This is a genomic window from Pseudomonas sp. Marseille-Q5115 (genome assembly GCF_916618905.1).
Lineage (GTDB): Bacteria > Pseudomonadota > Gammaproteobacteria > Pseudomonadales > Pseudomonadaceae > Aquipseudomonas > Aquipseudomonas japonica_A.
In genome coordinates, this window is record NZ_CAKAKI010000001.1 from 710,209 (window position 1) to 733,787 (window position 23,579).

Below are 23,579 nucleotides of genomic sequence, written 5' to 3' on the forward strand. Positions count from 1 at the left end.
CTTTTGTCTTTCCCCTGCCAAGGAATGCTGCTCATGCGCTCCAACCTGCCTGTGACCGACCGTGAACGTACGTTCCCTGCCGAACAACGGCTGATTTCCACCACCGACCTCGACAGTCGGATTACCTACTGCAACGACGCCTTCGTTGCCCTCAGCGGCTTCACTCGCGAAGAGCTGATAGGCCAGCCGCACAACCTGGTACGCCACCCGGACATGCCGCCTTCGGTGTTTGGCCATATGTGGGAAACCCTCAAGGAGGGCAAACCGTGGATGGGCGTGGTGAAGAACCGCGCCAAGAATGGCGACTTCTATTGGGTAAGCGCCTATGTGACTCCTATCTACGAAAACGGCCGCATCGCCGGCTTCGAGTCGGTGCGCTTTCTGCCGAGCCGCGACCAGGTGCGCCGCGCCTCCACGCTTTATGCGCGAATGGCCGCTGGCAAGAGCGCAATCGCTCCTCAGGCCCGGGTTGTGCAAACGCTCAGCCGTGCCTGGCCGTTCCTTGTGGCCGGGCTGGTGGCGCTGGCAGGTTGGGCGTGGTTCAGCCCCGGTATCTCGTTGGTTGCTACGCTGCTGGCGATCGCCGTGGCCTTCGTATTGAGCGAAGCTCGGCAGCAGCAAGCCATCCGGCGCACGCTGACCGAGCACCCCAAAGCCTTCACCAGCCCTTTGGTGGCGCTGACCTACAGCGACAACAGCGGCCTGCAAGGGCAACTGGACCTGGCGATGGTGAGCGAGGAGGCACGCCTGCAAACCGCGCTCACTCGTTTGGTGGACGCCGGCCTGAGCGTAAAGGCGCGTGCGGGGCAATCCTCGGCCTTGTCCGAGGACCAGGCCGGTTCCCTTGAGCGCCAGCGCCATGAAACCGACCAGTCCGCCACTGCGGTCGCGCAAATGGCCGCGACCATTCAGGAAGTGACCCAGAACGTTCAGCTCACGGCCAGCGCCGCCGAGGACGCCAACCGCCTGGCAGGCGAGGGCGGCGAATTGGCCCGGCAAAGCTTGATGGCGATGGAAGAAATGGGCGCCGCCGTGGCGGACATCGGCCAGGCCGTGAATGCACTGGCCGAGCAAACCCAGTCCATCGGCAGCGTGGCCGATGTGATCACCGCCATTGCCGAGCAAACCAACCTGCTCGCACTCAACGCTGCCATCGAAGCCGCCCGCGCGGGTGAGCAAGGCCGGGGCTTTGCAGTGGTGGCCGATGAGGTGCGTTCGCTAGCCATGCGTACCCGTACCTCCACCGAGCAGATCCATCAGATCATCAGTTCGCTGCAGGCCGGCGCCGAACGCGCGGTGCAGACCGCGAGCCGGGGCAGCCAGATCTCCCACACCAGCATGGGCAGCGTGGAAGCCGTGAAAGGCGCGCTTAGCGGCATTTCCGAAGCCGTGGCGCGTATCACCAACATGAGCCAGCAGATGGCAACCGCTTCCGAGGAGCAAAGCCACGTGGTGGAGGACATCAACCAGCAGATCACCCGCATCGCCCAGTTGTGCGACCATAGCGCCGGCCAGGCCAGGCAGGGTGCGCAGATCAGTCATGAGCTGGAGCGTATGGCGGAGTACTTGCACGGCTTGGCGGAACGCTTCAGCCGTTAGGTTTTGAGAAATACTTATGCCTCGCTTGCATTGCCCTCGTTGTCAGCGCCCGGAAGGTCATTGCCTGTGTGCGCTGATCCCTCGGTTGCCTAGCCGCACGCGGGTGTTGATCCTTCAGCACCCCAGCGAAGCGGACCACGCGCTCAATACCGCACGTCTGGCTCACCTGGGCCTGGTGAACAGCGATCTGGTGGTTACCGAACAGGTGCCGTCGGCGTTGTGGGAAGCCCACGAGGGGCCCGCGTATGTGTTGTTCCCCGGAGAGGGCTCCACCGCTTTGGCCGGCGCGAACACAGGCCCTGTGCAATTGATCGTGCTGGACGGCACCTGGCGCAAGGCCCGCAAACTGTTGCACCTCAACCCGGCGCTGGCTGCCTTGCCACGGATATGCCTCACTGACACTGCGCCGTCCCGCTACCGCCTGCGCAAGGCGCCGGGGCCAGGTGCGCTGTCGACCATCGAAGCTATCGTTGCCGCGCTCGAAGTGCTCGAAGCACCTGCCTCGTTTCAGCCGCTACTGGCGCCGTTCGACGCGCTGATCGAAGGGCAGATCAAAGCCATGGGGCAAGAGACCTATCGGCGCAATCACCTGTAGCAGCCCGCCTTGGCGGCGACCGGGCCGGCAGGGCCGCAGGTTCGACGGTGCCCTCGGTCGCGGGCAAGCCAGCGTGCCCCGGCCCTGCTGACTACTTCCACGCCACCACCGGCCACCCGGCCTCTTCGGCACGGGCGCGCAGCACGGGGTCGGGGTTGACGGCCACCGGCCGGCTTACTTTCTCGAGCAGCGGCAGGTCGTTGCGCGAATCCGAATAGAAGGCCGCACCTTCGAGGGTTTCGCCTTCGGCCTGCAACCATTCCATTAGCCGGGTAACCTTGCCTTCCCGGTAAGTGAGGGTGCCTTGGGTATGGCCGCTGTACACGCCATGGGCGATGTCCAGCTCGATGGCCAGCACTTCGTCGATGCCGATGCGCTCGGCAATCGGCTTCACCAGGTGCACGCCCGAAGCGGAGATCACCAGCAGGCGATCGCCGGCGGCGCGGTGGTTGGCGATGCAGCGGGTGGCGTCGCTGAAAATCAGCGGTTCGATCACATCCTCCACCCACGGGCCGACCAGATGGTCGACTTCTTCTTCGGTGCGCCCGATCAACGGCTCCAGCGTGAACGCCATGTAATCTTCCATGGCCAATTCGCCTCGGCTGTAAGCGGCCATCAGTTCATGGTCGCGGCGCACGAAGCTCTCAGGGTCCACCCAGCCGAGGCGGGCCATCTGCTCGCTCCAGAGGGAGGCGCAGTCGCCGTCGATCAAGGTTTCGTCCAAGTCGAAAATGGCCAGAGGCATATCAAGCGTTCCTTGTATTTCGTCAAGCCACTTCACGCACGGCGGCGGGGGCAATGTGCAAGCGTACCCGAGTACCGTTGGGGTGCAAGTCATCGGCCGAGCGGTTCAGTACATCAACCACCACCTCCACGGCCTGGGCCCGCACGCGGTAGCGGATCACATTGCCCAACAGGCTATGGCTGAGAATCTCTGCGCTGCCATCGGGTTCCACAAACAGTTCGATCGCTTCCGGGCGGATCGCCTGAGCAGCGCCTACCGGCCGTTGAAGCAAACGGCTGGCACTCTCGGCGTCCAGCACGTTGTAGTTGCCGATAAAACCTGCGGCAAAGGCGCTCACAGGGGCGGTGTAGAGGTTCTGGGCATCGCCGCTTTGCACGATCTGGCCCTTGTTCATCAGGAAGATCCGATCCGACATCGTCAGCGCTTCTTCCTGGTCGTGGGTCACGAAAATGGTGGTTAACCCGAGCGCCTGCTGGATGGAGCGAATCTGCTCGCGAAGGTGCTTACGGATACGGGCGTCCAGCGCGGACAGAGGTTCGTCCAGCAGCAACAGGCGCGGGCGGGTGACCAGCGAACGCGCCAGGGCGACCCGTTGGCACTGGCCCCCTGAAAGCTGATGCGGGTAGCGGTCGGCGAAGGTCTCCAGTTCCACCATGGCCAAGGCTTCCCGGACCCGCTCGCGGGTGTCAGCGGCGCTTACCTTCTGCATGTTCAGGCCGAACGCCACGTTTTGCGCGGCCGTCATGTTGGGAAACAGCGCGTAGCTTTGAAACACCATGCCGATGTCGCGCTTCTGCGGGGCCAGCGGTACGAGGTTTTGCCCCTCCAGCAGGATTTGCCCGGCGTCCACGGGGGTGAGCCCGGCGATGCAGCGCAGCAGGGTGGATTTGCCGCACCCGGATGGGCCCAGCAACGTCACGAACTCGCCCTTGGAGATGGTGAAGTCGATATCGGCAAACACGGTGGTGTTGCCGAAATCCTTGCGCAGCGCGCTCACGCTCATGAAGCCCATGTCAGTGGGTGTCCTTGTTCAGCCGTGTGGCGATCCACGTCATCACCAGCACGAAAAGGAAATAGGAAATCACCAGCGCGCTGTTGAAGTGGCCGCTGCTGTTGCGCATGTTGTTGAGGTACACCTGCAGGGTTTCATACTGGGTGCCCACCAACAGGTTGGCGAACACAAACTCGCCGAACAGGAACGAGAACGACAGCAGCAGCGCTACCATCAAGCCCTTGCGCAGGTTGGGCAGCACCACCCGCCATGCCGCCTGCCAAGGGCTTGCACCTAGCAATTGGGCGGCATCCATGAGGTCGCGCAGGTTGAGTGCCTGCAGGTTGTTGGTGATCGCCCGGTACATGAACGGCAGCGCCACGGTGAAGTAGCAACCGATCAGTATCCACGGCGTGCCGGTCATTGCCAGCGGCCCCGAGCCATAGAGCTGCAGTAACCCCACCGAAGACACCACCGGCGGCACCGCGAAGGGCAGCAGGATGAGGATGTTCATCAGGGCGTCCAGCCGCGGGAAGTGGTAATGCACCACGAACAGCAGCGGCAGGATCAACACCACCGCCAGCGCCAACGCCCCCACGCACACCAGCAGGGAGTGGCCAAATGCGGTAAGAAAGCGCGCGTCTGTCCATAGCGCCAAGTACCACTTCAGCGTGAGGCCACTGGGCAGCAGCGTGGCCGACCAGCTGGTGGCCAGGGAGTAGAGGAGGGTGCCGGCCAGCGGCAACAGCAGGATCAGAAACAACAGCCACACCACCACGCGGTGATACAGCCGGGCGCAAGCGCGATCAGCGGCGGCCATGGTAGCTCCTGCGCAATATCCATTGGTGCACCACGGTGACCAGCCCCATCATCACTACCAGGATGATCGCCAGCGCGCTGGCAAGGTTCGGGTCCAGCGAAATGTCACCGGCCACCATGGCAGCGATGCGGATGGGCAGCACATTGAAGTTGCCGGTGGTGAGGGCATACACGGTGGCATACGCGCCCAATGCGTTGGCCAGCAGAATCACGAAGGTGCCCAGCAACGCGGGCATCAGCACCGGCAGCCCGATGCGTCGCCAATATTGCCAGGCGCTGGCCCCGAGCAGGGCGGCGGCATCGCGCCAGTCGTCCTTCAGGGCATCGAAGGCCGGGTACAGCAGCAATACGCCCAGCGGAATCTGAAAATACGTGTACACCACAATCAGGCCAACCTTGGAATACAGGTTGAAGTCGGCCAGCAGCCCGCTTTGCTTGAGCAACAGGGTAATGGCCCCGTTGAACCCCAGCAGAATGATGAAGGCAAACGCCAGGGGTACCCCAGCGAAGTTGCTGGTCATGTTGGCGAAGGAGGTTACGAAGTTGCGCAGCCGGGAGTCCACCTGGCGCAGGGAGTAACTCCCCAGCACGGCGATCACCAACCCGATCACGCTGGACCACAGGCTGATTTCCAGGCTGAACTGCATCGCCTGGCGATAAAAGCGTGAGCTGAAGGCCTTGGCGAAATTCGCCAGGCCCCAGCCGTCCGCGCTTTGCAGGCTGCTGATCGCCACCCACGCCAGCGGGGCAAGCTGGAACACGATGAAGAAGACGGCAAACGGCAGCAGCAACAGCGCTGCCAGCCACTTGCCCCGGGGCGCGTCGCTCATGGTTATTGCATTTCAACGATGACTTGTTCGTTCCACTGCTGCGGCAACGCCTTGGAGCTCTTTTCCCAAGCGGCTGCGTTGGTGATCGGTTTCACGCTTTTGTACTGGTCGGCGGGCAGCAGTTTGGCAGCCACTTCAGGAGGCAGCTTCACGTGATCGGCGCGGATAGGTCGCGCGTGGCCGGTGGCCAGGTTGATCTGCCCGGCATCGCTGAGGATGTATTCGCGAGCGAACTTCGCCGCGTTGGGGTGCTTGGCGTATTTGTTGATGATGGTGGTGTAGCCGGAGATCACCGAGCCGTCGGACGGGATCAACACATCAAAGCGCTTGGGGTCGATCTGGTCACGGTAGCTCAGCCCGTTGAAGTCCCATACCACGCCCACTTCGATCTCGCCCTTTTCCAGGGTTTGAATGGTGGGGTTGGCCAGGGACAGGCGGCCTTGTTGGGCGAGTTTGGTGAACAGCTCCAGGCCCGGGGCCAGGTTGGTTTCGTCGCCCTTGTAGGCGATGGCCGCTGCCAGCACGCCGTTGGCCGCCTGTGCAGCCGTACTCACGTCACCGATGGCAACCTTGTACTTGCCGCTTTCCAGGTCATGCCAGCTCTTGGGGGCGTCGCTGTCTTTCACCAGCTGCTTGTTGATGATGAAGGCGATGCTGCCGGTGTAGGCCAGCATCCAGTGGCCGTCCTTGTCCTTCGCCCAATCCGGGATCTGCGCCCAGGTGCTCGGCTTGTAGGGCTGAGTGACGCCCTGGCTGGCGGCAATCGGGCCGAAGGCCGCGCCCACATCGCCGATATCGGCGCTGGCGTTGTCCTTCTCGGCGGCGAACTTGGCGATCTCCTGCGCCGAGCTCATGTCAGTGTCCACGTGCTTGAGGCTGTACTTGCTGGCCAGGTCGTCCCAGGTGCCCTTCCAGTTGGCCCAGGCGTCTGGCATGCCCACGCTGTTCACTTCGCCTTCTTTCTTCGCGGCGGCTTCCAGGCTGGCCAGGTCATCGGCGGCCATGGCTGAGTTGCCCAGTGCCAGGGCCGAACCCAGCAGCGAGGCCATGAACAGTGTTTTTAGCGTGGGCTGCTTTTTCATCTGTAGCTCCAGAAGACAAACGTCATAGGGAGGAGGTGTCGCTTGCTGGTCTAGGTCAGCAATACGCAGGCCAATCTAGCGAGGCGGCATGACATTTTGATGTCCATGCGCCGCTATTGCCGTTTCGCTGAACAAGCGTAGACCAACCCGCCGCCCTTGGTGGGCCGCGCATGCGAAGGCCTGGTTGATGCCGCGTTGTCATCTATCGTTCATTCGGGCGACCTAGGCTGACTGCAACAGTACCTGGCCCCATAGGCCTTGGCAGTGCACTGGTCTAGACCAACAAGGAAGCCGGCATGCGAGAGAATGCACCGCGAGCAGTCACCGCCATAGGCGCGGCCTTGCAAGAGCAGATCGAGCATGGGTTATTGCAGCCTGGAGCCAAGCTGCCGGCGGAGCGAACCCTCAGCGAGCTGTTTGCCACAACGCGCATAACCTTGCGCGAGGCGTTGCTGCAGCTTGAAGCGCGTGGCCTGGTGTACCGCGAAGGCCGCCGCGGTTGGTTCGTGTCCCCGCCACGGCTGACCTACGACCTTAATGAACGTAGCCACTTCCATGCCATGGCCCAGCGTCATGGCCGTTTGCCCGCGACCGAGTTGATTACTGCCCGGGCCCAGGCCGCCCCTGCCGCGATCTGCGACTACCTGGGGCTGGCACCATTGTCCGCGGTATATCGCATCTGCCGTGCCCGGCGTATCGATGGCCGTTTGGTGCTGTATGTGGAGCATTATCTAAACCCGGCGTGCTTTCCCGGCTTGCTCGGCCATGACCTTAGCCAGCCGCTGACCGAGCTGTATGCCCGGGAATATGGCATCGAATATGGGCAGGTAGAGTTCGAGCTATTGCCTACCGCATTGCCCAGCGATGCCGCCTTGGCGTTGAAGGTATCCACGGGAAGCCCTGGGCTGCGCATTACCCGTATCAACCACGACCGCCAAGGCAGGCGAATCGACTGCGACCTCGAATACTGGCGCCATGATGCGATCCGGGTGGTGGCGACGGTGTAGTCATAGGGAGGCGGGCCAGTGTCATGCACGCGTAAACCAGCACTGGCATTCTCTGCCCAAACCCAGGCACAGGAGCGCTACGTTATGAACGAATACGAAGAAGCTTTGCTGGAGCAGGCCGCCGACGCCTACGAACCAGTAGATGCCGACGACGATGCCGAGGAGCTTTAACGCGCCGGTGGGCCGGCGTGTGTGACCTGCACGCTCAGGCGCGGGGTGGCCAGGTCTAGCCCGGCTTCGTCCAGGGTGCGCTTGAGCAACAGGTTGAAGGCCCGGGAGATTTCCCACTGCTTCAGCGGCGCGGTCTTGAAGCGCGCCCTTAGCACCGCCGAGCCAGACTCGAAGCTTTCAACCCCCTGGAATTCCAGCGGCGACCAGATTTCACGGCGCAGCAGCGGGTCGCTGTGCATCTTCTGGCCCACGTCCCGCATCAGCTTGATCGCATCGTCTATGCCTACCGTATAGGGAATGGCCACGCGGAAAATCGCGTAGCCGAACTCTCGCGAGTAGTTCTTGATGCTCTTGATCTCGCTGAACGGAATGGTGTGCACGATGCCGTCGATGTCCCGCAGGCGCACCGTACGGATCGTCAGGCCTTCTACCGTGCCCAGGTGGCCGCCCAGGTCCACGTAGTCATCGATGGCGAGGGAGTCCTCCACGATGATGAACAGCCCGGTGATCAGGTCCGCCACCAGCGACTGGGCGCCGAAACCGATCGCCAGGCCGATCACACCGGCACCGGCCAGCAGAGGCGTGACGTTCACGCCCATGTTGGCCAGGGCCACGATCCCGGCGATCACGAAAATGGCCACGAACAGCACGTTGCGAATCAACGGCATCATGGTTTGCGCGCGGGCGTTAGCCAACCCTTTGCGAGAGCGTGCCAGGCCGAGATGAATGGCCGTGTCGGCCAGAATCCACACCAGCCAGGCAAACATCAGCGTGCCAGTGAGGCCGAACAGTCGAAGGCTGAAGTCATGACCACTGCCTTCGGTAAAGCGGATAAGCGACAGCCCCCACACCCTCAGGCCCAGCTCGAGAAACACCATCCACACAAAGATGTGCACCAAGGTGTAGAAGAAGCTTTTCAGCCGCTCGGCGTACGCTTCCTGACGGCGGGGCCGGTGGCTGGGCTTTTGCGCCTGGCGGCTGACCAGCCCGTTGATCACCATGCACACCACCAGCAGCACTGTGCACAGCAACGATTGGCGCAGCGCCGTGCTGGTGTCCCCGGCGGAAATAAAGGTGCCTACCAGCGACACGCCTACCAACACCAGCGCCGGCAGGTACCAGTAAGTACCCAGCACCTCCAGGGTGTCGGTCATCGCCCGCTTGTGCAGGCGCCTGTCCAGTGGCTGATTGCAGATCAAATGCGCGATCGGCCGGCGGAAACGCAGAATGAACAACCCGCTGAACAGCGCGGCCAGCACATTGGCCAGGGCGGCTGCGGTGTGGGCCAGGTGCGGGCCTAGGCCGGCGACCAGCCGAGGATCGCTCAGCGCCTCGCCAAACGCGGCGAAGCTGCCGATCAGCCACATTGGCCGGAAGGCGCGACGCCGCAGGATGTACAGCGCGCGGTGCCGATGCGGCCCATCGAGCAGGGAGAATGCGATAACGCAGATCGCCGCGAAACAGGTACCGACCACCAGTGCGTAGGCCACCACCAGCGCCAGGTCCTTGCCCAGTGAAGACGGCACGGCATAGCCGATGCCAAGCGTGAGCCCGAGCGCCACCAGCCAGGGGCCGATCTTGCGCAGGGCGAACCGCAGCAGGTCCCAGGTGCTGGGATGCTGGGGTAACTCTTCGGTCAGGCCGAAGCGTTCGCGCATGCGTTGGCTGAGCCAGTTCAGTAGAGAAGCCAGCAGCGCCCAGGCCAGGATCGTGGCCATGAACACCAGCGCCACGGTGCCTTGATCCACAACGGTGCTCGCACGGTCCAGTAGTTCGGTGCGGGCCAGGGTGAGTTCTTCCAGCCACTGGCTCAGCGGGCTGTCTTCGCCGGCGAATTGCCGCTCAAGCGCTCGCACCGTTCCGCCCAGCAGGCCAACCACGCCTTCTTCCTGAGCGGGCTTGGCCTTGTGGCTGGCTTCACGCAGTTGTTTGAGATCGCTCAGCAGCCGGGCGCGCTGCGCGTCGTTCTCCAGGGTAGCAATAACCTGGTCCAGCGACTGGTCGAGGTTTTCGGCGGGTACCTCGCTTTTGGCCGAGCCGCCCAGCAGGCTTGGCAGCCCGCTCGCCTGTGCCGGTAGCGCAACAGCTATCACGCACCACAGCAGCCAGCCAAGGGCCCGCGCCCAGCGGCGGGAAGGCCCCTGTATCGCCGTGATCACGGCAGCGCTCGGGCAGCGTAGAAGGCGCCCAGCACCTTTACCAGGTGGGCCAGGTCATGGCTGCCGGCCAGCTCGCGGATGGAATGCATGGCGAACGTCGGCAGGCCGATGTCCACGGTGCGCACACCCAGGCGGCTGGCTGTGATTGGCCCGATGGTAGAGCCGCAGCCCATGTCGCTTCGCACCACAAAGCTCTGCACGGGCACTTCTTCGGCCATGCACAAGTGGCGGAAGAAACCGGCGGTTTCGCTGTTGGTGGCGTAGCGCTGGTTGCTGTTGACCTTGATCACCGGCCCGGCATTGAGCTTGGGGCCATGGTTGCCGTCGTGCTTGTCGGCATAGTTGGGGTGCACGCCGTGGGCGTTGTCGGCCGACACCAGCAAGGAACGCTGGATGGCTCGCACATACTCGTCGCCCTCGGGCAGCAACCGCTGCAGGGTTTGCTCCAACAGCGGGCCATCAGCGCCACAGGCGGAGCTGGAGCCCACCTCTTCGTGGTCAGTGCAGATCAGCACGCAGGTTTCATCCCCTTCGGCCCGCAGCAAGGCTTGCAGGCCGGCGAAGCAGGACAGCAGGTTGTCCAGGCGAGCGCCAGCGATGAACTCGCCGTTCAGCCCGATCACAGCGGCAGGCTGGGTGTCGTAGAAGCTCAGCTCGTAGTCGAGCACTACGTCGGCATTCACGTCGTGCTCGCGGGCCAACTGCTCGGTGAGCAGGGCGCGAAAATCGAAGCGATCACCGCCGGCTACCTGGGCCAGGATCGGCGGCAGTTCGTTCTGTGCATTGATCGCCCAGCCTTCGTTGGCGGTGCGGTTGAGGTGAATCGCCAGGCTGGGGATTACCGCGATTGGCAGGCGGAAGTCCACCAACTGGCTGGCCACGCGGCCGTCCTGGCGGAAGGTTACACGCCCGGCGAGCGAGAGGTCGCGGTCGAACCAGGGCGCCAGCAGCGCACCGCCATATACTTCCACGCCCAGCTGCAGGAAACCCTGACGTTGCAGTTCAGGCTGCGGCTTCACCCGCAGGCACGGGCTGTCGGTGTGGGCGCCTACCAGGCGAAGGCCTTCGGTCACCGGGGATTCCTTGCCCAGGCGGATGGCGATGATCGACGAGTCGTTACGGGTAAGGTAGTAGCGCCCACCCGGGGTGGTGTTCCAGCGCTCGCGTTCGTCAAGCCGTTGATAGCCGGCGGCTTCGAGGCGTTTGGCGAGGGTGGCGGTGGCATGGAAAGGGGTGGGCGAGGCCTTGAGGAATTCGATCAGGCCTTGGTTCAAAGTGTCGCGCATCAGGGTACTCCAGGCAGCAATGCCGCGAGTCTAGCGCATTCGCCTGGTGAATGGTTTCAATGCACCATGAAGCTTAAAACGGTGCCGGGCACTCGAAACGCACGCGCTCACCGGTGACCGGGTGGCTGAAGGCAAGCATGCTGGCGTGCAGGCACAGCCGAGGGGCAGCTTGCAGTGCCGCGTCGTGAGCATAGAGGCGGTCCCCCAGCAGTGGGTGGCCGATGCTCAGCATGTGCACACGCAATTGATGGGAGCGGCCAGTGACCGGCGTGAGCTCAACGCGGCAAACGTCGCCATTGCGCTCCAGCACACGCCAGAAGGTGAGCGCGTGCTTGCCCAGCTCATGATCCACCACATGCCGGGGCTTGGTGGGCGGGTCGTAGCGCAAGGGTAGGTCGATGCTGCCGCTGTCCAGCGCGGGCTGGCCCCAGCAAAGCGCGGTGTAGGCCTTTTCCGTTTCCCGGTCATGAAACTGACGGGACAGCTCGCGGTGGCTGTCCGGATTGCGCGCCAGCAGAATGATCCCTGAGGTTTCCCAATCCAGCCGGTGGACGATCAACGCCTCCGGGTAGCCGTTTTCCTGCAGGCGGGTAATCAGGCAATCCTTGTTGTCGTCCGCGCGCCCAGGCACGGAAAGCAGCAGGGTCGGCTTGTCGATCACCAGAAACGAAGGGTCCTGGTGCAGGATGCGAATGTTGGACAGAGGCATTGCGGGAGTGCTCTTGGAACGCACATGGCGGCTTGCAGGGAAGCCGCCACATGGGGAACCCGGGCCGCTTCAGCGGTCGGGCAGGGTGATGTTGAGTTCGAGGATCGAACAGCTGCCCTGGTTTTCCAGAGCCACGTGCACGTCGTCGTTGTCGATGCTGACGTACTTGCGGATTACTTCCACCAGCTCTTTCTGCAAGGCAGGCAGGTAGTCGGGGGTAGCCCGCTGGCCGCGCTCATGCGCCACGATAATCTGCAGACGCTCCTTCGCGACCGAGGCGGTGCTGCCTTTCTTGCGGTCGCGAAAGAAGTCGAAAATATTCATTCACGGCCTCCAAACAGGCGCTGTAGCCAGCCCTTTTTCTGCACGTCGAGGAAGCGATGGGCGACTTCCTTGCCCAGCAGGCGGTCTACCGCGTCGCTGTAGGCCTGGCCCGCATCGCTTTGTTCGTCGAGAATCACCGGCACGCCCTGGTTGGACGCCTTGAGTACCGCCTGGGATTCGGGAATCACGCCCAGCAGGCGAATGGCGAGGATTTCTTCCACGTCTTCGACACCGAGCATTTCGCCTTTGCTCACGCGCTCCGGGTTGTAGCGGGTGAGCAGCAGGTGTTCCTTGATCGGGTCTTCGCCGATTTCGGCGCGGCGCGACTTGCTGGCCAGCAGGCCCAGCATGCGGTCCGAGTCTCGTACCGAGGACACTTCCGGGTTGGTGACCACGATGGCTTCGTCGGCGAAGTACATGGCCAGGCTGGCGCCCTTCTCGATACCGGCCGGGGAGTCGCAGATCACGTACTCGAAGTCCTGCTTGAGTTCGTTGAGTACCTTTTCCACGCCATCCTGGGTAAGGGCATCCTTGTCGCGGGTCTGGCTGGCGGCGAGTACATACAGGTTCTCGAGCCGCTTGTCCTTGATCAGTGCCTGCTTGAGCGTTGCTTCGTTGTTTACCACGTTCACGAAGTCGTACACCACGCGACGCTCGCAGCCCATGATCAGGTCGAGGTTACGCAAGCCGACGTCGAAGTCGACGATAACGGTTTTGTGGCCGCGCAATGCCAGGCCGGTGCCGATGGCTGCGCTGGTGGTGGTCTTGCCCACACCACCCTTGCCGGAAGTAACCACGAGAATCTTGGCCAAGGTGTATCACCCCTAAAGAAAAAGGACGTTGAGTCCTCGAAAACGTGAAGATGAAGATCGAATGCTTATGAATGTGCGTAACCTGGCGAAAATGCCGCCGACCGAACACGTTACGCATAAAATGGCGGCAGTATCCGTTAAAGACGGGTGATGTTCAACACATCGGCAGTGAGGCTGATCTGTACCGCGTTGCCCCAGAGAGGGTCCCGCCTGAGGTCTTCGGCGACCTTGTACTGCCCCGCGATGGACACCAGCTCCGCGCCCAGATGCTGGCAGAAGATACGAGCTCGCGTGTCGCCCTTGATGCCTGCCAGGGCACGGCCGCGCATGGGGCCGTACACATGGATGTTGCCATCGGCCAGAAGTTCCGCACCCGAGCTTACCGAGGACACGATCACCAGGTCCCCGCCCTGGGCGTAGATCTGCTGCCCACCCCGTATGGGCGTGGTGATTACCCGCGTGGGTTGGATGACGGGTGCTGGCGGCGTTTCGATCACGGGCGCAGGCGGCTCCACAGCCACCTTGCGCTCTTCGGGCAGTTCCACCGGGCGCTCGCGGGCGTTCGACGGCGGCAATACCGGCAGGTCGATGGCGATCGCAGCGGCAATGTCTTCGATGCGCGCGGCGCGGATGGCCAGCGTGCGCAAGCCATGGTGGCGGCATACGCGCATCAGCCCGGGAAGGTCGATGGGCCCCCCATCGGCCGGCAGCTTGTCGAGCGCCAGCACCAACGGCGTATTGCTGAAGAAATTCGGCGCCTGGGCAACCTTGGCGGCCAATTGGCGGTCAAGGCCTTCGAGGTCATTGCGAGCCAGCTCCAGCACGGTGATGGCGAGCATGCTGCCCTTCAGTTGAAATACGGCTTCCTGCTGCTGAGGTTCAGTTTGGCTCATGGTCGGCAAATGTCGCCTTGTCGCGAAAAGTGCCGTGACTTATAGCGAGAACGCTTGCCAGCCGCAAGCCGCGCGCAACCCATGTAGAATGCGCGGCTTTGCCTTTGCCCGGAAATACCCATGCAACGACCGCAGTTTCGCCGCGCCTTCCTTCATCCCCGCTACTGGCCCCTGTGGCTGGGGCTCGGGCTGCTGTGGCTTACGGTGCAGCTGCCCTATCCGGCCTTGCTGCGCCTGGGGGGCGCGCTGGGCCGGTTGATGGGGTATTTCGCCACCGATCGGCGCCTGATCGCCGCGCGTAACCTGGAGTTGTGTTTCCCCGAGCTCCCCGCCAAAGAGCGTGAGCGGCTACTCAAGGAAAACTTCCGCTCAACGGGCATCGCCTTCTTCGAAATGGCGATGAGCTGGTGGTGGCCGGCACCCCGGTTGGCGCGGCTGGCACACATCGAAGGGCTGGAGCACCTGCGCGAAGCACAAGCGGCGGGGGAGGGCGCGATCCTGATGGCGGCGCACTTCACCACATTGGAAATCGGCGCGGCGCTGCTGGGCCAGCATCACACCATCGACGGCATGTACCGCGAACATGGCAATGCGCTGTTTGACTACATCCAGCGGCGTGGCCGTGAGCGGCATAACCTCGACGCTCTGGCGGTTGAGCGGGAGGATGTACGCGGCATGATGAAACTGCTGCGCAAAGGCCGCGCCATCTGGTATGCGCCCGATCAGGATTACGGCGCCAAGCAGAGCGTGTTCGTGCCGCTGTTCGGCATCCCCGCGGCCACGGTAACGGCCACCAGCACCTTCGCCAGGCTGGGCAAGGCACGGGTGATACCTTTCACTCAAATGCGGCTGGCTGATGGCAGTGGATACCGGCTGGTGGTACACCCGCCGCTGGACAACTTCCCCGCCGAGACGGTGGAAGAAGATTGCCTGCGGATCAACCAGTGGGTGGAAGAGGCGATCCGTGCCTGTCCCGAGCAATACCTGTGGGCGCACCGCCGATTCAAATCACGCCCGGAAGGCGCGCCCAGGTTGTACCCCAAGCGCAAGGGCTGATCAGGCGGTAAGGCGGTTAGCGTGAAAATCGCGAACCGCCTGCTCGATCTCTTCCCGGCTGTTCATCACGAACGGGCCGTATTGCACGATGGGCTCGTTCAGTGGCTTGCCGGCGATCAACAGCAGGCGGCAACCGTTCGCGCTGCTCAGGCGTAATTCGCCTTGCTCGCTCAACCGCGCCAGCCGCCCGGCTTCAATGGCCTGCGGCTGGCCCTCGACCTGAGCCTGGCCTTCGTATACGTACAGCAAGGCCCGATGGCCGTCGGGTACCTTGGGGCTTACCGCCGCCCCGGCCGGCAGATGAAGGTCCAGGTACAGTGGCTCGGTGTCCGGGCGCCGCACTGCCCCAGCAAGCTGCGTTTGGCCATCGTCGAACTCACCGGCGATGGCGATCACGGTCACCCCACCTGGCGTGACCAGGCGAGGGATACGCTCTGGCTGGATATCGTCATAGGCCGCATCGCCCAGCTTGCTCTTGGCTGGCAGGTTCAGCCACAGCTGAAAGCCCCGCATGGCGCCTTCTTCCTGTTCCGGCATTTCGCTATGGATCACCCCGCGGGCGGCGGTCATCCACTGCACGCCGCCACTGCCCAGCAGGCCCACATTACCCATGTGGTCTTCATGGCGCATGCGGCCTTCGAGCATGTAGGTCACGGTTTCAAAACCGCGGTGCGGGTGGGGCGGAAAGCCTGCGATGTAGTCGTTCGGGTTTACCGAGCCGAATTCGTCGAGCATCAGGAAGGGGTCGAAACGCTCGACGCCCGGGCCACCAAACACGCGGATCAGACGCACACCGGCGCCATCGGACGTAGGCTGGCCTACATGGACATCAAGTACTTGGCGAAGCAGGGACATGGCAAAGACTCCATAGCGCAATGGCGCCATGATATGCCTGCCGGGTTGCTGGATGGGTGAGTCTTTTGGCGGGGAATGATCGGGGTTTTCGATTTGTTTTCGTTTGCGGCTTCGCGGGCTACGCCCGCTCCTGCTCGAGCGTGGCGAAGCCCGCGAACACTACTTACTCGCTAACCTGCAGCTTGCGCGCTTCGGTGTACACGTAGCGGACCTTCTCGTATTCGAACGGCGAGTTCAGCTGGCCATAGCGGAAGCTGGTGGTGTAACGCCGGTCCACGCCGCGCAGCAGGAGAATTTCCGGATGGCGGCCGCTTTCCTCGGACACGTTGAGGAAGTTGATCTGCGATTCGGCGGCGAAGTCTGTGATCAGGCCTGTGGTGTCACGCAGGTTGGACGGCCCGAAGATCGGCAGCACCACGTAGGGCCCTTCCGGCACGCCATAGTGGCCCAGGGTTTGCCCGAAGTCCTCGTTCTGCCGAGGCAGGCCGAAGTGGGTGGCGGGGTCCCACAGGCCGGCCACGCCCAGCGTTGTGTTCATCAGCAGGCGGCCGCTGATGTCCAGCGAGCGCTTGCCCTTGAGCTGCAGCATGGCGTTGAGCAGGTTGCTCACATCGCCCAGGTTATTGAAGAAGTTGCTCACGCCTGTGCGCAGGAAGCTGGGCGTGATGTAGCGATAGCCGCGTACCACCGGCAAAAATACCCACTCATCGAAGCGGTAGTTGAAGTGGTACACGCGGCGGTTCCACGATTCCAGCGGGTCGTAGACATTCAACGCGCTCAGGGTTGAGCGCTCGAATTCCCGCTGGTCCAGGCCAGGGTTGAACCTGAGCTGCTTGAGCGGCTCCTTGAAACCGTCCGGGTCTGTCGGGGTGCGACCGTCATCGGCCTGGGCCGCGCCTGCGCACAACAGCGCGGCAATGAGCAGGGCATGTTTAACCACGGAAGAACTCCAGAATAGCGTCGCTGTTGACACGGTAGTTGAGGTTGCCGCAATGCCCGCCGTAGGGGTACAGGGTGAGGCGGTCGCCAAAGGTCTTGCGCAGGAAGCCGATGTCGCCGGGGCCGAGGATCACGTCGTCGGCGTTGTGCATCACGGCGATCTTGGTGCTGTTCTGGAGGTAATCCTTCAGGCCGTAAAGGCTCACCTGGTCGATCAGTTGCAGCACACTGCCGCCATCGGTGCGGGCGCGCCACATAGGGATCACCTGCTCGGTCATGTAGCAGTCGAAGTCGCACTGCATCGCCACGCGCATGAAGTCGGTAAGGCTGGTGCCCTCGCGGATCGGGTACTTGGGCGGAATGATCAGGCCGCGACGGTTGATCAGGTCCGAGGTAAAGGCGATGTCCGCCGCCGAGAAGCGGAACGACACACCGATCAACATTGCCATCTGCTCGTTCGAGAGGTGCTGGCGCGACTGCTGGAAGTCATACAGCAGGGCTTCGTTGAGGTCGATGTAACCTTTTTGCTGGAAGTAGCGGGTGAGCTTTTTCAGTACCAGCTCATAGAACGTGGTGCTGTTGTTGATGCCCTTCACTTCGGTCTGGGTGAGCTTGTCCAGGTTGTTGATCGACGTGTAGAGGTTCACCGGGGGGTTGAGCAGCAGCACCTTCTTGAAGTTGAAGCTGCGGCGGGTTTCGTCCAGCTTGCTCACGAAGGCTGCGTCCAGCCCACCCAGGCTGTAACCGGTGAGGTAGTAATCGGTCACGGGCAGCTTCGGGTGCTGGGCTCGCACGCCTTGCATCACGCGGTAAAGGTCTTCGGCGTCTTCGCTGCTGATGCCTGGCGTGGCGAAGCGCGAGGCGGCGCTCATGAAGTCATAGCTGGTGGGCGAGGACAGCTGCACCACGTGGTACCCGGCCTGATAGAACAGCTTCTTCAGGTACTCGTTGAGCGTGCTGTTATAGGCCGCGCCAGTGCCTGCGATCAGGAAGATCAGCGGCGCGGCGTGGTCTTGCTCGGCCAGCCGATAGCGCAGCTTTTTCACCGGCCAGAAGTTGTCCGGCAGGATGAACTCCCGCTCCGGGCGAATGTTCAACGTGTAGTCGGCCTGGTCGATATCGTCGTCCAGCGGCAGCTTGGGTCGCAGGTCGGGGGGCGTGGAGGCGATGGTGGCCTCGAACGGGTTGGTCAGCGGAAAACCGTAGCTGGCCGGGTCGATGTCCCTGGCCTGCGAGAACGCGCTCATGACAAGGCCGCCGAGCAAGGCAGCGAGGCGCAAAGTTCGAAGCATTTGGATGTTTCCTGACGACGAGATGCTGACTAGACAACCGCCGTAATGGCGAGTTGCCAACCCCCTGAAAATGTTTTTGTACGCCCGTACCGAGGCCGCGGGTGCAGCGAGACGATACACCGATTTTGCCTTGGGGATGTAGAGTATCCCTATGCTTTTGTGCGCTGATGCGCGCCTCGTTAGCCACGTTCACGGAACACCGGATGAAACGCATGAACCCACGGTATAGATTGTGCGGCGTGCTGCTGCTGTTGGCGGCCTGGATCGCCGCCGCTTACGGCGTGCGCTATGGGCTGATGGAGAACACTGCTTGGGTGGGGGCCTGTGCCGGGGACCCGGCGCAGATAGCCTGCCAAGCGAAGGCTGGCATGGGCTTGATGATCCACTGGAATGTGCTGCCGCTGGCCGGGCTGGTGCTGGCGCTGGGTGGATGGTTGCTGCGGGGCGCGCGTGGGCAGCTAGTGGCGCTGATGGGCCTGGTATTCGCCCTGCCGGGGTTGGTGCTGTACACCACATCATTGGCCGGAGTGGTGGTGATGCTGGCTGCGTTGCGCTGGTTGCATGAGGAGCGTGAACCTGTGGGACGAGGCAAGCCACAGGCGTAGCCCGGAACTATCTACGCTGGCCGAGGCTTGCGCATCAGCGCCCAAGCCATGATCGCGACCGTCGCAGCCCAGCACCAGGCATAGGGGTTCTGCCAACCTTCCCGCACCAACTGCACAGGAATGCTCAGTGCACACACGGCCGCGAGCAGGCGAGCGGTACGCGGCGCCAATGCTGCAGGGCGCCAAAGCAACAGGAGCGACGGCACCAGCAACCCTGCCGTGGCGAAGCTTCGATAGCGGGGGTCGAACACCATCCAGATCGCTTCCACGGCGGTTGCGAAGCCAGCTACCAAGGCCAAGTGGGCGCGCCAGCTCGTCAGCAGGCTCCCCAGCCGCGAACGCCATCCGCCTCCCGCGCCCAGATGCACTACGGCCTCGGCAAGCAGGGCCAGGCTTGTGACTCCCAGGCCAGCTGCCCAAATCCATTCGCCCAGGTAGCGCGCGCCCACGTCAGCTTGCCGCGCCCAGCACGCCAGGCTTGCACCGGCCACCGCGCCAAGCCAGGGCAGGGCCAGGGCCGCCATGCGGGCGCTTGGCCGGCCGGCCAACAAAAGGCTAAACGCCAGCACCCACACCGAGCCGCCCAGCCACAGCCGCCAATTTGGCACATCGCTTACCGGGCCGAACAGCACGCGCTTATCTTCTCGATCGGCGTCGAGCATCCCCCAGTAGCCGCCTACAGCGCCCTCGTTGTTGCGCTTCCAAGGCTGGTCAATGGCTTCGATAAGGTTGTATTGCCAGCCTAGCCGATCGGCCAGGTGCACGAAATCCCGAATGAAACGCGCCTGGCTCACCGGGCTGGGTTCGGCGGTTTCCCGTCGCCGGCCTTCACTTGGCCAGCCGGTTTCGCCGATCATCACCGGCTTGGGGGCGAAGCGCCTGGCGAAGTCGTCATGAATGGCCTGCACGTGCGCCAGTGCGGTATCCACGCCATGGGGCACATCCTCCCAATAGGGCAGCAGGTGCACGGTAATGAAATCCACCTCGGGCGCCACTTGCGGGTACAGGTTCCAGTACTCCCACACGTCGGCATAGGTCACCGGCTGTTGCACCCGCGCCTTCACCTGGCGTACCAGCTCGGCCATGCGCTCGCCGGTCGCTTCCTTGCGCAGCAGCACCTCGTTGCCCACGATCACCGCGGTTACAACGTCGGGGTATGCATTGGCCGCGTGCACCAGCGCATCCACTTCCTTCTGGGTGTCTTGCGGGTTGCTGTTTACCCAAGCGCCCAGCATCAGCTTCAGGCCGTGCTTGCGCGCCAATTCCGGCAGGCTTTCCAGCCCGGTCATGGAATAGGTACGCAGGCAGGCGAAGCGTTTGCTCAACAGCGCCAGGTCGCTTTCAAGCTGGGCCGGGCGAATCGCCAGCGGCTGGTCGAACGGCGATTGGTCCTTGCCGAAAGGCGAGTAGGAGGCGCACTGCAACCGTTGGCCAGGTGCAACTGCGTCGGCCATGGGCACGGGGCGGCCCTGGAAGTACCAGAAACCGAGCAAGGCGAAGCAGGCAAAAGCGGTGGAAAGCCACCAAAGGACCCAAAGGCGGGAGTCGGTCGAACGCATGGACAGGCCGAGCTGAAAAGGGGAGCGCTGATCTTAACGTGTTCACTCTCAAGCGGGGCGGCAAATCCAGCATGCAAGTAATGGGCGAAGGCGCGGCGGTAATTGCGCTGGTGGCTAACTGCTGTCGCGGATCGCCCGTTGCAGGTCGCACCCAGAACCGGATGCAAGCGGCCACAGGCCGATGATCAGCCTGTCGGCAGCGTGCCGGCCGCGGGTGCTTCGGCGGGGGAGCTTTTAGCGTGCAAGCGCGCACCGCCGTGAGCCACGCCTACATCTTGATGGGGAGCGAACATGAAAGCGCGAACACTATGGGGAGCGGGGGCCGCACTGGTGCTGGCAATGGGCTCGGGCCTGGCCAGCGCCAAGACCGAGCTGAGCGTAGGCTATGTGGATGGCTGGTCGGACAGCGTAGCTACCACCTTCGTGGCGGCGGAGGTGATCAAACAGAAACTGGGCTACGACGTGAAACTCATGCCCGTGGCCACCGGCATCATGTGGCAGGGCATTGCCACCGGCAAGCTGGACCTCATGCTCTCGGCCTGGCTACCGGTGACCCACGGCGAGTACTGGGAAAAGAACAAGGACAAGGTGGTCGACTACGGCCCCAACTTCAACGACGCCAAGATCGGCTTGATCGTGCCTGACTATGTTAAGGCTAAAACCCTTGCGGACCTGAAGACCGACGACAGCTTCGGCAAGAAGATCGTCGGCATCGACGCCGGCTCCGGTGTAATGCTCAAGACCGACCAGGCCATCAAGGATTACGCCCTCGACGGCTACAAGCTGCAGGCCAGTTCCGGCGCGGCCATGACCTCCGAACTGGGCCGGGCCTATGACAAGCAGCAGTCCATCGCTGTTACGGGGTGGGTACCTCACTGGATGTTCGCCAAGTGGAAGCTGCGCTTCCTCGAAGACCCGAAAGGCGTGTATGGCGCCGCCGAACACGTTGATAGCGTGGGCAGCAAGCAACTGGACGCCAAGGCACCGGAAGTGGTGGCGTTCCTGAAGAAGTTCTCCTGGAAAGACGCAAACGAAATCGGCGAAGTAATGCTGGCCATCCAGAACGGCGGCAAGCCCGAGGCAGTGGCCAAGGCATGGGTCGAAAAGAACCCGCAACGTGTGGCCGAATGGACCGCTAAGTAGTACGCGCTTGATCAGGGTGGGCCGGGCCAGCCCACCCTTACGACTAAGGTCGTCTATTGTTCTGCAGTACGGGGAATACAGTGGCTAAGGTTCCACTAAAACCGTGCTGCGGAGACAAAAACAATGAACGACAGCATTTATCTCGTAATACAGAACAACCCCCGCTTCAAGGAGCTCGTTGCAAAACGCGAGCGTTTCGCCTGGATACTTTCGGCGATCATGCTCGGCCTCTACGCCGCCTTCATTTTGCTGATTGCCTACGGGCCGCGCCTGTTGGGCACGCCGGTGAGTGAAGGATCGTCTGTTACCTGGGGTATCCCGCTGGGGGTGGGGTTGATCCTCTCGGCCTTCGTGCTCACCGCTATTTACGTGCGTCGCGCCAATGGCGAGTTCGACGACATGAACCGCGCGCTGCTCAAGGAGGTGCAGCAATGAGCCGTCGCCTGTTCGCGGTACTCGCCGGCGCGGCCCTTGCCCCGTCTGCCATGGCGGCCGATGCCATCGCCGGGGCGGTGCAAAAGCAACCCCTGAACGTTGCCGCCATCGCCATGTTCGTGCTGTTCGTGGCAGCCACCCTGTGCATCACCTACTGGGCGTCGAAGCGCAACCGCTCGGCGTCGGACTACTACGCAGCTGGTGGGCGCATCACGGGCTTCCAGAATGGGCTGGCGATTGCCGGCGACTATATGTCCGCGGCGTCCTTCCTGGGCATTTCGGCGCTGGTATTCACCTCCGGTTATGACGGGCTGATCTACTCCATCGGGTTCCTGGTGGGCTGGCCGATCATTCTGTTCCTGATCGCCGAGCGGCTGCGCAACCTGGGCAAGTACACCTTCGCCGACGTAGCGTCCTATCGGCTCAAGCAGATGGAAATCCGCACCCTGTCGGCCTGTGGCTCGCTGGTGGTGGTGGCGTTCTACCTGATCGCGCAAATGGTAGGCGCAGGCAAGCTGATCCAGCTGCTGTTCGGCCTGGATTACGCCGTTGCCGTGGTGCTGGTGGGCATTCTGATGTGCATGTACGTGCTGTTCGGCGGCATGCTGGCTACTACTTGGGTGCAGATCATCAAGGCCGTGCTGTTGCTTTCGGGTGCCAGCTTCATGGCGCTGATGGTAATGAAACACGTGAACTTCGACTTCAACACCCTGTTCTCCGAAGCGATCAAGGTTCACCCCAAAGGCGAGGCCATCATGAGCCCCGGCGGCCTGGTTAAAGACCCGATTTCGGCGTTCTCCCTCGGCCTGGCGCTGATGTTCGGTACCGCTGGCCTGCCGCACATCCTCATGCGCTTCTTCACCGTGAGCGATGCCAAAGAAGCCCGCAAGAGCGTGCTCTATGCCACAGGCTTTATCGGTTACTTCTACATCCTTACCTTCATCATCGGCTTTGGCGCCATCCTGCTGGTAAGCACCAACCCGGACTTCAAAGACGCTACCGGCGGCCTGCTGGGCGGCAACAACATGGCAGCGGTGCACTTGGCCAACGCCGTGGGCGGCAGCGTGTTCCTGGGCTTCATTTCGGCGGTGGCGTTTGCCACCATTCTGGCGGTGGTGGCCGGGCTTACCCTCGCGGGCGCCTCGGCGGTATCCCACGACCTGTACGCGTCGGTGCTGAAGAAAGGCAACGCCAACGAAAAGGATGAAATCCGCGTTTCGAAGATCACCACTATTGCCCTGGGCGTGTTGGCGATCGGCCTGGGCATCCTGTTCGAGAAGCAAAACATCGCGTTCATGGTGGGCCTGGCGTTCTCTATTGCTGCCAGTTGTAACTTCCCGGTGCTGCTGCTTTCCATGTACTGGAAAAAGCTCACCACCCGGGGCGCGATGATCGGTGGCTGGCTGGGGCTGATCACGGCCGTAGGCCTGATGATCCTGGGTCCGACCATCTGGGTGCAGATCCTCGGCCATGCCACACCCATCTACCCGTACGAATACCCGGCGCTGTTCTCCATCGCCGTAGCGTTCATCGGTATCTGGTTCTTCTCCATCACGGACAAGTCCGCGGCGGGCGAAGAAGAGCGTGCGCGGTTCTACCCGCAATTCGTTCGCTCGCAAACCGGCCTGGGCGCCAGTGGGGCGGTGTCCCACTGATCAAGCCTGAGTTGCATT

Annotated in this window: 24 protein-coding genes and 1 pseudogene; 10 read left to right on the forward strand and 15 right to left on the reverse strand. The window is 62.7% G+C overall.

What is annotated here, in order from left to right; genetic code table 11:
* Positions 1–33 precede the first annotated feature (33 nt).
* The 3 genes and pseudogenes from LG385_RS25630 to LG385_RS03355 all read left to right on the forward strand — a co-directional run.
* Positions 34–315: pseudogene (locus LG385_RS25630) on the forward strand (PAS domain-containing protein); the annotation flags it as partial.
* Between the two features lie 114 nt (positions 316–429).
* Complete coding sequence (locus LG385_RS03350; protein ID WP_413247352.1) at positions 430–1,599, forward strand: methyl-accepting chemotaxis protein; 1,170 nt, start codon at positions 430–432, stop codon at positions 1,597–1,599.
* A gap of 16 nt (positions 1,600–1,615) precedes the next feature.
* Positions 1,616–2,194: a tRNA-uridine aminocarboxypropyltransferase gene (locus LG385_RS03355; RefSeq protein WP_225772407.1), complete on the forward strand. Its 579-nt coding sequence runs from the start codon at positions 1,616–1,618 to the stop codon at positions 2,192–2,194.
* A gap of 91 nt (positions 2,195–2,285) precedes the next feature.
* Here LG385_RS03355 and LG385_RS03360 read toward each other — a convergent pair whose 3' ends face one another.
* The 5 genes from LG385_RS03360 to LG385_RS03380 are packed head-to-tail and all read right to left on the reverse strand — an operon-like array spanning position 2,286 to position 6,661.
* Positions 2,286–2,939 carry an HAD family hydrolase gene (locus LG385_RS03360; RefSeq protein ID WP_225772410.1) on the reverse strand — a complete coding sequence of 218 codons (654 nt, stop codon included), beginning with the start codon at positions 2,937–2,939 and terminating at the stop codon, positions 2,286–2,288.
* A gap of 22 nt (positions 2,940–2,961) precedes the next feature.
* Entirely contained in the window at positions 2,962–3,951 is a 990-nt protein-coding gene (locus LG385_RS03365; protein WP_225772412.1) for an ABC transporter ATP-binding protein, read from the reverse strand.
* 1 nt (position 3,952) lies between these two features.
* A complete protein-coding gene (locus tag LG385_RS03370) occupies positions 3,953–4,750 on the reverse strand; it encodes an ABC transporter permease (RefSeq protein WP_225772414.1) in 798 nt (265 codons plus the stop codon).
* Positions 4,737–5,579, reverse strand: coding sequence for an ABC transporter permease (locus tag LG385_RS03375; protein ID WP_225772416.1), 843 nt, complete (start codon positions 5,577–5,579; stop codon positions 4,737–4,739). The genes LG385_RS03370 and LG385_RS03375 overlap by 14 nt, the downstream gene beginning before the upstream one ends.
* A gap of 2 nt (positions 5,580–5,581) precedes the next feature.
* Positions 5,582–6,661, reverse strand: coding sequence for an ABC transporter substrate-binding protein (locus LG385_RS03380; RefSeq protein WP_225772418.1), 1,080 nt, complete (start codon positions 6,659–6,661; stop codon positions 5,582–5,584).
* A gap of 296 nt (positions 6,662–6,957) precedes the next feature.
* Between LG385_RS03380 and LG385_RS03385 the strand changes: the two genes are divergently transcribed.
* Together LG385_RS03385 and LG385_RS03390 are read left to right on the forward strand one after the other, a co-directional pair.
* The gene (locus tag LG385_RS03385; protein WP_225772420.1) at positions 6,958–7,668 is read left to right on the forward strand and encodes a UTRA domain-containing protein; all 711 of its coding nucleotides are present in this window, start codon (positions 6,958–6,960) and stop codon (positions 7,666–7,668) included.
* An 18-nt stretch (positions 7,669–7,686) separates the two neighbouring features.
* Positions 7,687–7,839, forward strand: a complete 153-nt coding sequence (locus LG385_RS03390; RefSeq protein ID WP_225772422.1) for a hypothetical protein — start codon at positions 7,687–7,689, stop codon at positions 7,837–7,839.
* On the opposite strand, the gene LG385_RS03395 is transcribed toward LG385_RS03390, so the two are convergent.
* The 6 genes from LG385_RS03395 to minC form a co-directional block, all read right to left on the reverse strand.
* Positions 7,836–9,932 (reverse strand): mechanosensitive ion channel family protein, encoded by a 2,097-nt coding sequence (locus tag LG385_RS03395; protein ID WP_413247353.1) that lies wholly within the window; start codon positions 9,930–9,932, stop codon positions 7,836–7,838. The two genes, LG385_RS03390 and LG385_RS03395, sit on opposite strands and share 4 nt — an antisense overlap.
* 62 nt (positions 9,933–9,994) lie before the next feature.
* Positions 9,995–11,284: a M18 family aminopeptidase gene (locus tag LG385_RS03400; RefSeq protein ID WP_181111541.1), complete on the reverse strand. Its 1,290-nt coding sequence runs from the start codon at positions 11,282–11,284 to the stop codon at positions 9,995–9,997.
* 73 nt (positions 11,285–11,357) lie between these two features.
* The gene (locus tag LG385_RS03405; RefSeq protein WP_181111542.1) at positions 11,358–11,993 is read right to left on the reverse strand and encodes an RluA family pseudouridine synthase; all 636 of its coding nucleotides are present in this window, start codon (positions 11,991–11,993) and stop codon (positions 11,358–11,360) included.
* Positions 11,994–12,062: 69 nt separating this feature from the next.
* Complete coding sequence (gene minE / locus LG385_RS03410; RefSeq protein ID WP_181111543.1) at positions 12,063–12,317, reverse strand: cell division topological specificity factor MinE; 255 nt, start codon at positions 12,315–12,317, stop codon at positions 12,063–12,065.
* Positions 12,314–13,129: a septum site-determining protein MinD gene (gene minD / locus LG385_RS03415; RefSeq protein WP_181111544.1), complete on the reverse strand. Its 816-nt coding sequence runs from the start codon at positions 13,127–13,129 to the stop codon at positions 12,314–12,316. The genes minE and minD overlap by 4 nt, the downstream gene beginning before the upstream one ends.
* Positions 13,130–13,266: 137 nt before the next feature.
* Positions 13,267–14,022, reverse strand: coding sequence for a septum site-determining protein MinC (gene minC, locus LG385_RS03420; RefSeq protein WP_181111545.1), 756 nt, complete (start codon positions 14,020–14,022; stop codon positions 13,267–13,269).
* Between the two features lie 120 nt (positions 14,023–14,142).
* Here minC and LG385_RS03425 point away from each other — a divergent pair, with 120 nt between their 5' ends.
* The gene (locus tag LG385_RS03425; protein WP_181111546.1) at positions 14,143–15,078 is read left to right on the forward strand and encodes a lipid A biosynthesis lauroyl acyltransferase; all 936 of its coding nucleotides are present in this window, start codon (positions 14,143–14,145) and stop codon (positions 15,076–15,078) included.
* Here the strand turns inward: LG385_RS03425 and LG385_RS03430 are convergent, their stop codons facing one another.
* From LG385_RS03430 to LG385_RS03440, 3 genes are all read right to left on the reverse strand, one after another.
* The gene (locus tag LG385_RS03430; protein WP_225772424.1) at positions 15,079–15,933 is read right to left on the reverse strand and encodes a pirin family protein; all 855 of its coding nucleotides are present in this window, start codon (positions 15,931–15,933) and stop codon (positions 15,079–15,081) included. It lies immediately after the preceding gene.
* 163 nt (positions 15,934–16,096) lie between these two features.
* Positions 16,097–16,873 (reverse strand): VacJ family lipoprotein, encoded by a 777-nt coding sequence (locus LG385_RS03435; RefSeq protein WP_225772426.1) that lies wholly within the window; start codon positions 16,871–16,873, stop codon positions 16,097–16,099.
* On the reverse strand, positions 16,866–18,164 hold the full coding sequence (locus LG385_RS03440; protein ID WP_181111549.1) for a serine/threonine protein kinase: 1,299 nt from the start codon (positions 18,162–18,164) through the stop codon (positions 16,866–16,868). The genes LG385_RS03435 and LG385_RS03440 overlap by 8 nt, the downstream gene beginning before the upstream one ends.
* Before the next feature lie 203 nt (positions 18,165–18,367).
* On the opposite strand from LG385_RS03440, the gene LG385_RS03445 reads away from it, so the two are divergent.
* Complete coding sequence (locus tag LG385_RS03445) at positions 18,368–18,769, forward strand: hypothetical protein (RefSeq protein ID WP_225772429.1); 402 nt, start codon at positions 18,368–18,370, stop codon at positions 18,767–18,769.
* 11 nt (positions 18,770–18,780) lie between these two features.
* Here LG385_RS03445 and LG385_RS03450 read toward each other — a convergent pair whose 3' ends face one another.
* Positions 18,781–20,328, reverse strand: a complete 1,548-nt coding sequence (locus tag LG385_RS03450; protein ID WP_225772431.1) for a beta (1-6) glucans synthase — start codon at positions 20,326–20,328, stop codon at positions 18,781–18,783.
* A gap of 291 nt (positions 20,329–20,619) precedes the next feature.
* Between LG385_RS03450 and LG385_RS03455 the strand changes: the two genes are divergently transcribed.
* From LG385_RS03455 to LG385_RS03465, 3 genes are all read left to right on the forward strand, one after another.
* Positions 20,620–21,471, forward strand: a complete 852-nt coding sequence (locus LG385_RS03455; RefSeq protein WP_225772432.1) for a glycine betaine ABC transporter substrate-binding protein — start codon at positions 20,620–20,622, stop codon at positions 21,469–21,471.
* A 123-nt stretch (positions 21,472–21,594) separates the two neighbouring features.
* Positions 21,595–21,906 carry a DUF485 domain-containing protein gene (locus LG385_RS03460; RefSeq protein WP_181111553.1) on the forward strand — a complete coding sequence of 104 codons (312 nt, stop codon included), beginning with the start codon at positions 21,595–21,597 and terminating at the stop codon, positions 21,904–21,906.
* Positions 21,903–23,561: a cation acetate symporter gene (locus LG385_RS03465; protein WP_225772434.1), complete on the forward strand. Its 1,659-nt coding sequence runs from the start codon at positions 21,903–21,905 to the stop codon at positions 23,559–23,561. The genes LG385_RS03460 and LG385_RS03465 overlap by 4 nt, the downstream gene beginning before the upstream one ends.
* Positions 23,562–23,579: the final 18 nt, after the last annotated feature.